This is a genomic window from Sphingobacterium shayense (genome assembly GCF_013179575.1).
In the GTDB taxonomy this organism is placed as follows: Bacteria; Bacteroidota; Bacteroidia; order Sphingobacteriales; family Sphingobacteriaceae; genus Sphingobacterium; species Sphingobacterium shayense.
In genome coordinates, this window is the sequence record NZ_JABMCQ010000108.1 from 1 (window position 1) to 13,613 (window position 13,613).

Annotated in this window: 9 protein-coding genes; 7 read left to right on the forward strand and 2 right to left on the reverse strand. The window is 39.4% G+C overall.

What is annotated here, in order from left to right; translation table 11 throughout:
• Positions 1 to 762 (forward strand): glycoside hydrolase family 3 C-terminal domain-containing protein (locus HP439_RS12650; protein ID WP_172390707.1); only part of this gene is annotated, 762 nt, incomplete at its 5' end.
• Positions 763 to 1,170: 408 nt separating this feature from the next.
• On the opposite strand, the gene HP439_RS12655 is transcribed toward HP439_RS12650, so the two are convergent.
• Positions 1,171 to 2,382 (reverse strand): acyltransferase family protein, encoded by a 1,212-nt coding sequence (locus HP439_RS12655; protein WP_172390708.1) that lies wholly within the window; start codon positions 2,380 to 2,382, stop codon positions 1,171 to 1,173.
• A gap of 511 nt (positions 2,383 to 2,893) precedes the next feature.
• Between HP439_RS12655 and HP439_RS12660 the strand changes: the two genes are divergently transcribed.
• The 6 genes from HP439_RS12660 (at position 2,894) to pnp (ending at position 13,216) form a co-directional block, all read left to right on the forward strand.
• Entirely contained in the window at positions 2,894 to 4,015 is a 1,122-nt protein-coding gene (locus HP439_RS12660) for an ROK family protein (protein ID WP_172390709.1), read from the forward strand.
• Positions 4,012 to 7,233, forward strand: coding sequence for a SusC/RagA family TonB-linked outer membrane protein (locus tag HP439_RS12665; protein ID WP_172390710.1), 3,222 nt, complete (start codon positions 4,012 to 4,014; stop codon positions 7,231 to 7,233). Before HP439_RS12660 ends, HP439_RS12665 begins: the two co-directional genes overlap by 4 nt.
• A 14-nt stretch (positions 7,234 to 7,247) precedes the next feature.
• Complete coding sequence (locus HP439_RS12670; RefSeq protein ID WP_172390711.1) at positions 7,248 to 8,831, forward strand: SusD/RagB family nutrient-binding outer membrane lipoprotein; 1,584 nt, start codon at positions 7,248 to 7,250, stop codon at positions 8,829 to 8,831.
• 80 nt (positions 8,832 to 8,911) lie between these two features.
• Positions 8,912 to 10,357 (forward strand): alpha-L-fucosidase, encoded by a 1,446-nt coding sequence (locus tag HP439_RS12675; RefSeq protein ID WP_172390712.1) that lies wholly within the window; start codon positions 8,912 to 8,914, stop codon positions 10,355 to 10,357.
• Between the two features lie 226 nt (positions 10,358 to 10,583).
• Entirely contained in the window at positions 10,584 to 10,862 is a 279-nt protein-coding gene (rpsO, locus tag HP439_RS12680) for a 30S ribosomal protein S15 (RefSeq protein WP_172390713.1), read from the forward strand.
• 188 nt (positions 10,863 to 11,050) lie between these two features.
• Positions 11,051 to 13,216 carry a polyribonucleotide nucleotidyltransferase gene (pnp, locus tag HP439_RS12685; RefSeq protein WP_172390714.1) on the forward strand — a complete coding sequence of 722 codons (2,166 nt, stop codon included), beginning with the start codon at positions 11,051 to 11,053 and terminating at the stop codon, positions 13,214 to 13,216.
• Between the two features lie 61 nt (positions 13,217 to 13,277).
• Here the strand turns inward: pnp and HP439_RS12690 are convergent, their stop codons facing one another.
• Complete coding sequence (locus tag HP439_RS12690) at positions 13,278 to 13,607, reverse strand: DUF493 domain-containing protein (RefSeq protein WP_172390715.1); 330 nt, start codon at positions 13,605 to 13,607, stop codon at positions 13,278 to 13,280.
• Between the last annotated feature and the right edge of the window lie 6 nt (positions 13,608 to 13,613).

Sequence of the window (13,613 nt, forward strand, 5' to 3'; positions counted from 1 at the left end):
TTAACAGCTGTCAGTGATATGGAGAGCGGAGAAGGTTTTGATAGGATGACTCTCGATCTTATGGGAGATCAACAAACGTTATTGAAGCGTGTTATTGCAACAGGTAAGCCGATAGTATTGGTGACGGTTATGGGCAGGCCACTCAATCTAACTTGGGCGAATATTCATGTCCCGGCGATTGTTAATGCATGGTATCCTGGCCAAGAAGGAGGCTTGGCAATTGCAGACGTTCTTTTCGGGGATTATAACCCTGCCGGACGTTTGCCAATTTCCTTCGCAAAACATGTTGGACAGCTACCCATTCATTATAACCATGATAAACCTATTCATCATGATTATGTGGAATCGGATTCGAAACCACTATATGCCTTCGGATATGGATTAAGTTATAGTACGTTTGCTTATAGTAATCTTCGTACAGAATTAGATGAGGCGACAGATGATTTCCATGCAACTGTGCGCTTTACGGTAGCAAACAATGGAAAGTGTGGGGGAGATGAAGTTGTTCAATTGTATGTAGTTGACGAGGTAAGTAGTGTGGTCACACCCGTTAAGCAATTAAAAGGCTTCGAAAGAAGATATATTAAAGAGGGAGAATCTCAAGAATTTTCTTTCGAATTAACTAAGGAAGATTTAAAGTTGTGGAGTGTAGACCATCAATGGAAAACAGAGAAAGGGAAATTTTCATTATTAGTGGGGGCCTCTTCGGATAATATAAAGCTTACTGGCGAATTAAAATTAACCAAAGATTATACATTTTGATCAAAGAAATACGAAATTATTTTGGATATTTCCTAATGGTTGACCGCCGGTTTATTTATTGTGTGGTTTGAATAGAGTAATATAGGAGGCTGCAAAAATCACAGTACTTATTGGGAAAAAATTAGTAGAATTGCTTAATAGTTCAATAAAGCATATTAAGACGGAAAGTAAAGCATCTCCAAAAGAAAGATAAAGGCTTCTGGATGAATAAGGAATCATTGTAATGTTTTGTAAAAAAAATACAATGATTCTTTATGGTAAATACATAAACCTAATCACGGGGCAAGCCAAACCGCGGAAAACGATCTAACGGTTCTGTGAAAAAAGTGCTCCTTAAATTCGGTGAAGCTTTATCGTTTTTAATGTCAACGACCAAAAATATAGCCGGGTTAGGTTCATCGGTGTTCGTTAAACCTTGATGTATATTTTTTTCTTGTCTAACCAATAACAGATAGCCCACATCAATGCTAGGAAGCAAAGGGCGTAGATAAACGATCCCATTTCTGGAGGCCCTGGTAGTTTTGCGCAAACATTGCTATAAAACCAAGCGAGCGCAGTTGTGTGTTTTTCACTTCCGTCCTCGTTAATTCCGTTAGGAATACGAAAAATAGCTAAAAACCGTGGTAATAGTCCGCTAAGGACAAATATAAACAACGGATTTTTTCCAAATACATCGAAGAAAAGAGTAACCTTATTTTTTATACCTTGGACTTCAATGTACCAAATCATTGTTCCGATTGTCATTATACCCAAGCCTGTAGTATAGAGCACATAAGAACTTGTCCATATCTTTTTGTTAATTGGAAATCCTAACGACCAAATCCAACTTATGATCACTAGAATAAACCCCGTTACAAACAATCCGGAAAGTAGTTTGAAATGTGGTTCTTGTGTTTTGGGAATGCGAGTCCATAACCAAGCAACATCTCCTTTTTGTTGGATGAAAATACCGGCCAGATACCCGAAAACAACCTGAATAATTGCTGGCAATGAACTAGCAAGTCCTTCCGGTTCGAACGGTACACCTTCGCCTTTATACATATGGGCTGTTCCGAGAATTTTCTTGTCTATACTGGTGCCGAACCAGCCTTCCAATGTATAAGGATCATATGAACCCAAAAAGAAAGTAAGTCCCCAGTATACCAAAAGTAAGAACGCTGAAATATAAATTAGGTTTTTAGGTGTATTGTAATATGCAAGTATAGAGGCGAAGAAATAGGCAATTGCAATACGTTGAAGTACTCCAAGAATTCGTATTCCTTTCTCACTGTCTTCAGTATTCACCCACTCTTTGATCTGGAGAGTATCCCCTGCCCAGTTTATAAAAGGCCACCAATTGAGAAATAGACCGATAGCAAATATAATGATGGTCCGCTTAGCGATTTTTTGCCAGAATAATTTATCGCCGGCTTCCCGTAAACGGGGAATAACAAAGGCCATCGCATTTCCTACAGCAAAAAGGAAAAATGGGAATACAAGGTCGGTTGGTGTGCAGCCGTGCCATGGCGCGTGTTTTAGAGGAGAGAATATGTGGCTCCAGGTTCCCGGATTATTAACCAGAATCATGAGAGCAACTGTAGCGCCCCTGAACACGTCGAGAGAGTAATAGCGTTGTTTCATTGCGTAGTTGTGTTGCGATTTTTTTATCGAAGTGGATAAGGTGTTAGATATAAGCCCGAATTTAGTAAATTATAATTAAAATGTACCTGTCGGAGATATTCCTGTCCAAAGGAATTTATAGACAGGACCATCTATCCTGCCCCCAAGTATAGCTTGAAAAAGAAGTTTATAGTCTTACAATCCCTCTTGAATTTATTTTTTTGTTCTGCGTTTTTACGATTGGCTAGTTAAGCGATGACGGCCCGTTATTGATAGGATATTATCGCTGTTAGTTCAAAACAGTAATTTATCCAGAGTAGTAAATGGTAGATGATAGTAAAAGATATATGTAAAACAAGAAACTTATTAATTTTTTTAAAAAGTTTCTTGTTTTTAGAAACTTTTTTTAATTTCACAATAAATTGTCTGACAATTTTCACTAACTATAATGGCTTAAAAGATGAACTTGGTTGATCAAATTATAAAACAATTTTACTTTTTTGGGTGTCAATCTATTTCAGACCTAAGCGTTTTGACAAAGAAGAGCGTCCCCAAGATTACTGAGGAAATAGGGAAACTAATCAATAGAAAGATCATTATGGAGGCAGGATCCGCCGCTTCAACTGGCGGACGTCGAGCTATGCAATATACACTCTGTTTGGAAAATTTGCCACAGATTGTTACAATAGCAATTGACCAATATTTTACTACAATTGCTGTAGTTAACTTCAATAATGAATTTATAGTATATCCGAAACGGATTCCTTTAGATATGTATGGGGACAAAAAGGGACTATCAATTATAATGGAGGCCGTAAAGAAAGTCCTTCTGACCTTGCCTGATCAACAATCTTTTGTTGTGGGGGTGACGATGCCTGGTTTTGTAGATAGTGAAAATGGGTTGAACCGGTCTTTTCCCGCTGACTCGAATTTCTATTCAGTCAAAATCTATATAGAGAAAAGCCTCGGTCTTCCAGTTCAAATTGCAAACGATTCGAGCGCTATTGCGATCGCAGAACATCGATTTGGCCAAGGTAGAGGATACCAAGATGTTCTTGTTGTTAATCTCAACTGGGGTGTAGGTCTCGGTATTATTATTGAAAATCATATTTATAAAGGACATGCAGGTTATGCGGGTGAGTTTAGCCATATTCCATTGGCTAATTCACAACGACTATGTTCCTGCGGGAAAAAAGGATGCCTAGAAGTCGAAGCTTCACTTTCCTTTGCGTTAGATTATGTGACTAAGTGTTTACGAAATGCGGAACCATCTAGTTTACAATCTGTATTTCAAAAAAATGGGACCATAGGCCTTGATGATTTAGTTTGTGCTTTCGAAGCAGGTGATCAAACAGCTATTAAAGGTGTTAAGACGATGACTCATATGTTGGGTAAAGGTTTGGCGACGCTTATCCATATAATGAACCCACAACGAATTATTATCAGTGGTAATGGAGCGGCCTTTGGTGCGGGACTATTGCCGACCATAGAGACTGCGTTACAAGAATATTGTATCCCACGTCTATCGCGGTCCACAAAGGTGTCCGTTTCGGATCTCGCGTATGTTCAAATAATTTCAACCGCTTGCACAGCGGTTCAACAAATGAATACGAATCAATTTCAACACAATAAAAACAAACTACAACAACGATGAACAAATTTTACAAACACTGTTGCTGTTTAGCTTTGTTGATGCTTTTAAGTATCACAACGCTATTTGCACAGCAAGCAATTACCGGGAAGGTGACGAACGCCAACGGTCCTCTGCCAGGAGTTACTGTGGCGGTTCCTGGAACGTCTCAAGGAACACAAACTGATGCGGAGGGAAACTATTCCGTTGAGGCAAGAAGTGGAGAGAAAATCCGCTTCTCCATAATTGGATATCTTACGCAGGAGATAGCACCCAACGGCCTCACTTTGGACGTTAAGTTAATTGAAGACGTGGGTGCGTTGGATGAAGTGGTAGTCACCGCGATGGGTATCAAACGGGAATCGAAAGCCTTAGGATACGCGGTTAGCAACATCAAAGCGGAAGAAATAACAAAAGCCGGAAATACAAACTTCGGATCGGCTTTATATGGCAAGGCCTCTGGTGTAAAAATTACCACAGCTCCTGGAGGGGCTTCAAGTGCTGTTAACGTGCAGATTCGAGGAATTAACTCTTTGAATTACCAGCGTCAACCCCTATATGTGGTAGACGGCGTTATTATTCGTAATGATCAACAAAATGGATCTAGAGGAGCGAATAATAATAACTACTGGGATGACCAACGTATTCGAGGAAATGGTATGTTGGACATAAATCCAACGGACATTGAGAGTTTATCTATCTTAAAAGGATCTGCAGCAAGTGCGTTATATGGTTCGGATGCTGCCAGTGGTGTAATAGTCATCACGACAAAGAAAGGTACGAAGAGTAGAGGGTTAGGAGTCGACTTTAATTATAGCGGATCGATTGAACGAGCTGCTTTTCTACCTCGTTTCCAAAATATATACGGCCCCGGTTATGATGGAGCTACCAACGTTGCTAATGGTGCCACAGAGGAGGGTTGGATTGTAGATAGTGACTCTCCATCAGGAAGGAGACCTTATTTTAGGGCCTATGGAAACTTCGGACCAAAATTCACTGGTGAACAGGTTCGCTGGTGGGATGGATCAACTCGTAAATATGAAGCTCGTGAAGATAATTATCGTGATGTCTTTGATCTGGGATATAATTCGAATATAAACTTTGCAATTTCCAATCAAACAGATCGCTTAAATTATCGTTTGAGCGGTACACGAATGGATTATAAGAGTACAAGTCCAGGCTCTAAACAAAATAGGAATACGTTCAATCTTAATAGCTCATTGAAACTGAATGATAAGGTTTCGTTAGACGTGGTCGCAAACTATATAAATACAAATACACATAATCGATCTCAGCTCCTGGGACAGGTTTTAGGGTCTTTCGACGGTTTTTTAAGCCGGACCGAAGATATGTCAGTGTTGAAGGATATGTATCAGACGTCGGATGGGTACAAGTTTTCTACGTTTGGAACGGGGCGACCGGAGGACCTAATCTATACAATTCGCCCAACAAACCTTTTGAATTACTTCTGGTCTCAGTATAAAAATAACTACGACGAACAGGAAAATAGGCTATTAACAAGTGCAACATTAAATTGGGAACTTGTAAAGAATTTAAAGTTTAGAGGGCGGATCGGTAACGATTTTACTACCGCAGGAATTACGAACGAACAGCATAATGAATACGCTACGCGTTACAATTCCACAGGTAGCAGTTCTGGTGGTTTCGAAACTTCAAAAGGTATATATTCGATTCTGTACGGTGATTTATTGCTAACATATGGAAACAAAATTAATGAAGATTGGGACTATAGTGTGAGTGCGGGTTTCCAATCTCGCCAAGAAAAATATAATGATCAATCATCAAGCACTGCAGGTGGGTTAGTTACAGAGAACTGGTTTAGCTTAAGTAATAGCTATGCCCAGGCCACGACAACGAATACACGCAGAGAGATGATTAAATACGCCTATTTTGGGATGGCCAATATTGGTTATAAGGGATTTGCATATTTAGACGGTACATTCAGATCGGAATATTCTTCAACTTTACCTATTCAGAATAATAACTATCAATATGGATCGGTAAGCGGTAGCTTTATCTTTAGCGATGCTTTTGGGTTGCAGACTCAACAATTCAACTTTGGTAAATTAAGAGCATCTTACGGTATTGTGGGGAACGATGCTCCTATTTATGCTGCGAATATTGCGAACTCGCAAACCGCTATAGCGTCTATCAACGGATCCGTACCATCCCTAACTTATAATCAAGCCTACGGTAATCTGGGATTGCTGCCTGAGACTAAATATGAATGGGAGTTTGGATTGGAGTTGAAGTTCCTACAAAATAGATTAGGATTAGATGTGAGCTACTATGATAATTACATTAAAGATCAAATTTTAGGATTAACTACCCCGAGTTCAACCGGTGCGACCACGCAAATTGTTAATATTGGACGTGTTGCAAATAACGGGTTGGAAGTGTCCCTTTCTGGTACCCCAATTCAACGTGAGAATTTCAGTTGGAATGCTCGTTTGAATTATTCTTTCAATAGATCAATACTAGAAAAATTGACTGAGGGTGTTGATGAGTTAACTTTCTATAGTGCAGACGAAAATTCCTTAAGGATTGTTGCTAAAGAAGGGGAAAAGCTCGGAAATATCTACGTTTATGATATCGCAAAAGACCAAAATGGGAATAATTTGATTTCTGATGAAGGACTTTATGTGATAGATAAGTCTCATTATAAGCATGTTGGTAATATTTTACCTACAGCTATTGGAGGATTGACTAATACATTGAATTATAAAAACTGGATGTTCGATTTTACAGTGGATTATCGTTTTGGCGGCAAGATGGTGTCCGAAAACTTAAAATATGGCATGGGCGCTGGTCAATATGAAAATACGCTAGAATACAGAGAAACTGGCGTCACTTTGGAAGGGGTAAATCAGAATACTGGAGCGCCGAATGATGTACACATTAGTGGTGCGGATTACTATATGAATACATTTAATTGGGGAGCGGATACATGGACTGAGAAAGGTGCTGTCTATGACAATTCGTTTATTAAAATGCGTGAGATGTCCCTTTCCTATCGCATTCCTTCATCGGTAACCGAGAGATTGCGGATCAATAATTTGCGCGTATCCGTTATCGGACGAAATCTGTTCTATTTTCACAGGACGTTAAAGAATCTTGATCCGGAAGCGCCGGTTGGAAATATGTGGTGGTCGCAAGGAGTGGACGTTGGTTCAAATGCTGCAACTAGAAGCTTCGGTATCTCATTAAATGCAAACTTTTAATTATAAAAAATATCATGAATAAGTTATTTCATACTATATCGTTTCTCATGCTCTCTATTCTTTGTTTTACCGGATGTAAGACGGAATTGGAGGATAGCTTTGAGAATCCAGATCAAACGACGGAATTAAGTATTCCTGGGTTCTTTACCGATATTTTGAATAATGATAGGGTTAGGCCATCATATTGGCATTATAGAACGTTTATTTTATCAAGGCAAGCAATTTATACTCAAACGGCATCGTTCGTTCCCTCTAATAATATGTATCAACCCAATGACGGTTATTCATACGATTATTGGAAGGATTTCTATTCACCAGGTGTTCTTGGCGTTTTTAGAAAGATGGAGGTCGCTTATGAAGCATTGTCTGAAGACGAGAAAGCTAATCAGGCTATTTTTATGCAAGCTGCAAGGGTAGTTATTTACGATGAAGCTGCTAAGATGATCGATAACTTTGGCGATATCCCATTTTCTGAGGCAGGTAGCCTTCCTGCGAGCGGAACTATTGTGAAACCGAAATTTGAGGATCAGAAAGAGCTTTATTACTCGTTTATAGCATCTCTTAAAGAGATTAATACTTTTTTCTCAACAGCAACTACAACACCGTATTTTTCGAAGTACGATATTTTAAGTTCTGGGGACGTAGATAGATGGAGAAGATATACAAACTCATTGCGTTTGCGTTTATTGATGAGGATTTCAAATGTAGATGAATCCATGGCCCAGACGGAGGTTATGGAAATGTTGAATAATCCAACCGAATATCCGCTGATTGATGGGGGGGGGAATGCCAATTATACTCCGGGTAGCTCGGATATTCTTTTGCAACCGCTGACGACGAACACCGAAACCTTGAGAAATGCGCTACTTGAAGGACCTAATTATTATGCGTCCGACTATATGTTGAACGAGGTGATGAAGCCGGCAGATGATCCCCGTATCCCAGTATTTTATGATAAATTCGGAGTAACAGATAAAGGTAAGTTTGTTCCTAATAAAGACTACAGGGCGATGCCTATTACGTTTACTGAAACGGAGATGTTGGCAAATTATCAAAAGTATTCTATTCTTGATTCCGCAACCTTTTTCGATAATAAGCATTTGCCTGGAATTGTAACCACCGCTTCGGAATCCAACTTCAATAAAGCGGAGGCATATTTACGCTGGGGAAGTGATGGTGAGGCGAAGGATGCTTATGAAACGGCTATTAAACAATCTGTGACATTTTATTACTACCTAAACAATCTTATGGCGACAGAAGGATTGAAAATAGAAACAAAACCAGTCGACAATGTTATAGATGATTTTGTTGAGTCGTCTGCTATTCGTTTTGCGGGCGATGCCTCAGAAAAGCTTGAGTTAATTTTGACTCAGAAGTGGCTGCATTATGGTTTTTTGCAAGGACAACATGCCTGGTCAGAATATAGACGAACTGGATACCCAAAGATTACTGTTTTAACTGCAGGTTTAGCTAATTACGCTAAACCGCCATTGCGCTTCTTGTATCCGACAGGTGAGATTTCTAATAACTCAGAAAATTATGAAGCAGTAAGAGAGAAGGATACCAGAGATACTCAAATATTTTGGGATATCGATTAATTCTTGGTATAAAAATGTAAGAAAAGCCGTCTTTTTGGATCCTCTAAAAAGACGGCTTTTCTCTAAAATAACAGATTGATATGAGAATCGTTTTGACTATAAAAAAGATACTTTTGGGTTCGATGTTTTTGGCCGTTTATTTTTCTTCCTTTAGCCAAGCCCATAATGTATCAACTGGATACCGGAAACCTACCGATTCATTGGTAGTTGAGAATCTTGATCAATGGCAAGACCTCAAGTTTGGCCTTTTTATGCATTGGGGGACCTACAGCCAATGGGGGGTTGTAGAAAGTTGGAGCCTTTGTCCAGAAGATGAAAGCTGGACGCAGCGCAAACCCAAACATGGTGCTACTTATAATGAATACGTAAAAAATTATGAATCACTACAGGAAACTTTCAATCCAAAGGAGTTTAACCCTAGAAAATGGGCTGACGCCGCCAAAGCTGCTGGTATGAAATATGTGGTATTTACGACAAAGCATCACGACGGATTCGCTATGTTTGATACCAAACAATCCGATTATAAGATTACCTCGTCAAGAACGCCTTTTTCTAAACATCCGCAAGCGGATGTAACTAAGGCAATTTTTGAAAGTTTTCGTGCGGAAGACTTTAAAATTGGAGCATATTTTTCTAAGCCAGACTGGCACACAGAGTATTATTGGTGGTCTTATTTTCCGCCAAGGGATCGAAATGTTAACTATAATCCTGAGAAATATCCAGAACGTTGGAATAAATATAAGGAGTTTACGTTTAACCAAATTGATGAGTTAACATCCAATTACGGGAAGGTAGATATCTTATGGCTGGACGGTGGATGGGTTCGACCGTTTAGCACTATTGATCAAAATGTCGAATGGCAACGAGCTATCACCGTTGAGCAGGATATCGATATGGATAGAATCGGACACATGGCACGGAAGAATCAACCCGGCATCATTGTAGTCGATCGTACGGTTTCGGGAAAGTGGGAGAATTATGTGACGCCAGAACAAGCAATTCCAGAACATCCGCTGGAAATTCCATGGGAGAGTTGTATCACTATGGGAGATTCATTTTCTTACGTACCAAATGATCTGTATAAACCCACGAAAGTCATTGTGGAGACTTTAGTAAAGATAATTTCCCGTGGAGGAAATTATCTTTTAAATATCGCGCCAGGACCTAACGGTGATTTTGATCAAGAGGCGTATGACCGACTGCGCGATCTGTCTGAGTGGATGGCGTTAAATGGGTCGGCCGTATATTCAACACGAGCGACAGCTCCTTATCGTAATGGAGACTACTACTACACGAAAAGCAAAGAAGGAGACGTTTTAAATGTATTTCATCTTAGCGAGGGAGACGAGTATATTTCGCCGGCTTCTTTTGAGTTTCCGATTCCTGTTGATTTTTCTGTCGAACGGGTTAGGCTACTAGGATATACGGGAAAGGTGAAATGGTCGAAGAATGGAGATAGGTTAATTGTACAAAACCCTGAAGGGAATTTGAATTATGCTGCGACTATACAGCTTGAAGCTAAATAGATGTTGAATGTGTTTGGTATATAAACAACGATTAAATAAGAGAGCGGTAAATATCTCATGGTACAAGTAGCGGAGAGGGGGTACTATTGTATTCTAAAAAAAGTATAGAAAGTATGGTTTTGTGCTCGAGATGTAAAAATAGGCTTGTAGCTGTATTTTTGTTTTTATTTTTTATACCTTTGCAAGCAATTAATTAAATTTTTAACGCTTTAATATTATTCAAGAGATGTATTTAAGTAAAGAGTACAAAGCTGACATTTTCGCGGAATTCGCTGGTGCAGCTGCAAACACTGGTTCTACGGAAGGCCAAGTTGCTTTATTCACGAAGAGAATTGCTCACTTAACTGAGCATTTGAAAAAAAACAGAAAAGATTTTAATACACAACGTTCTCTACAAATGTTAGTAGGTAAACGTCGTTCATTACTAGCATATCTGTACAAAAAAGATATTAACCGTTACCGTGCTATTATTAAAGCATTAGGTTTACGCGATATCATCAAGTAAGCTTTTCGAAAGTTTTAAAAAGCCATTTACGAAAGTAAGTGGCTTTTTTCGTGTCAGTGTTTTTATCTTTTTTTAATAGAGACCAGCGAATTGATTATTTTTTTATCTTTGTGTGAAAATTAAAGGTCTATAAATAAGATGACATACGTCTAAGAAAGATGTACCCGTATGTCGAAATGGAATTAAAAATGAGTTACAACGAAAAGAAAGTAACGATCGAGCTAGGCAATGGAATCGCCCCGATCGAATTATCCACTGGTAAATTAGCGAAACAAGCTGATGGATCAGTCGTATTGAAACAGGGGCAAACTATGCTCCTAGCAACAGTCGTTTCATCAAAAGAACCTAAGGAAGGTGTCGACTTTTTACCGCTATCGGTTGATTACCAAGAAAAATATGCAGCTACAGGACGTATACCTGGTGGTTTCCTTCGTCGTGAAGCGAAATTATCGGATTATGAAGTCTTAATATCTCGGTTGGTTGATAGGGCGTTACGTCCTTTGTTTCCTGAAACCTACCACGCAGATACTCAGGTTATGATTTCATTGATATCTGCGGATAAGGATATCATGCCGGATGCTTTAGCTGGTTTAGCAGCGTCTGCAGCGATTGCTGTTTCGGATATTCCATTTAATGGGCCAATTTCTGAGGTGCGCGTAGCGAAAATTGATGGTCAGTTAGTCATTAACCCAGGACTGACAGCACTCGCGAACGCATCATTAGAGTATATTGTTGCTGGTTCGGCACAGGATATCGTAATGGTGGAAGGTGAGTCTAAAGAAATTTCTGAGGCTGAAATGGTAGAGGCTATTGCTTTTGCACATGATGCAATCAAGAAGCAAGTCGCTGCGCAGATTGAGCTGGCTAATTTGGTGGGATCTTCTGAAAAGCGTGAATCTAATCACGAACCCTCGAACGATGAATTACGGGCCGCAGCTTTTTCAGCAACATATGAGCAGGTATACGCTATCGCGAAATCCGGTTCTTCCAAACATGAACGTACAGAGAAATTTGCGGAAATTGGACAGGCTTTCTTTGCAACTTTAGGTGAAGATATTGATGATGAAACTAAATTTTTAGCGAAAAAATATTTTCACGACGTACAATATGATGCTGTACGTAATCTAGTTTTAGATGAAGGGATTCGTTTAGATGGTCGTGATGCGCGTACAGTGCGTCCGATATGGTCAGAAATTGACTATTTGCCGAATGCGCACGGATCTGCTGTTTTTACGCGTGGTGAGACACAATCATTGACTTCTGTTACGTTAGGTGCTAAGGATAATGAGCAGATGATAGATGGCGCATTTATACATGGCTATAATCGTTTTATATTACATTATAACTTTCCTGGATTTTCTACAGGAGAAGTTCGTCCGAATCGTGGTCCTGGACGTCGGGAGGTAGGTCACGGTAATTTAGCAATGCGTTCGTTGAAACAAGTGCTCCCCGCCGATTCGGAAAATCCTTACACGATTCGTGTGGTATCTGATATTTTAGAATCGAATGGTTCATCGTCGATGGCCACTGTTTGTGCAGGAACGTTAGCATTGTTAGATGCTGGTGTAAAACTGAAAGCACCTGTTTCAGGAATTGCAATGGGGCTAATCACAGATGAGAAGTCAGGAAAATATGCGATTCTTTCGGATATCTTAGGAGATGAAGATCACTTAGGGGATATGGACTTTAAAGTAACTGGCACTGAAAAAGGAATCGTTGCTTGTCAAATGGATTTGAAAATAAACGGTCTGAAGTGGGAGGTTTTAACCCAAGCATTAGACCAAGCTAAAGAGGCTCGTTTGCATATTTTAAACGAAATGAAGAAAACGATAGCCGAGCCGCGTGAAGACTATAAACCACATGCTCCACGAATTATTTCGATAACTATTGATAAAGAATTTATCGGCGCGATTATCGGACCTGGAGGGAAGATTATTCAAGAAATGCAACGTGAAACGGGTTCTACGATTTCCATTGAAGAGGTAGATGGCAAAGGAATCGTTCAGGTGTTCGCGGATAATAAAGAAGCGATCGATGCTGCAGTTTCTCGCATCAAAGCAATTGTGGCTAAACCTGAAGTGGGAGAAGTTTATGAAGGCAAAGTGAAATCCATCATGCCTTTCGGTGCGTTTGTGGAAGTGATTCCAGGAAAAGATGGATTATTACATATTTCGGAAATTGACTGGACTCGTCTGGAGAGTATGGATGGTGTGTTTAAAGAAGGTGATATTGTAAAAGTTAAGTTGCTTGATATTGATAAGCAGGGCAAAATGAAACTTTCTCGTAAAGTTTTATTGCCTCGTCCCGAAAAGCAAAATCCTGCAGGAGCACCTAAAGATGCACCCGAAGCTTAACTAGAGTTTCAATAAAGAAAAAGGCTGTCATTGTGACAGCCTTTTTCTTTTTATGAAGCGTTTATAGCATTATTACTGAATCAATTTTTGATACTTTTTTGTAGAAATTTATCACATCCTCAGCATTATTTACAAAAGTCTCAACGGTTATAGAATTGTATTTCCCTGTTGAAGATGCTTTTTCAGCAAACGTGCTGCTTGGATGTGTAAAGATCGATTTGACTTCATCTACCTTGAGTGGATTGGCTTTTATAATGAATTTGAATCGATAGATTGTTGGAAATTGTTCCACAGTGTTTAGTTTCTCACGAAAGGTCTCGTAGAAGTCTTCTTTGTTATTGCCTTCGTTATCTGAAAGGTCTTGGATATTGATATTGTTGAAATCGCTCATTTATGT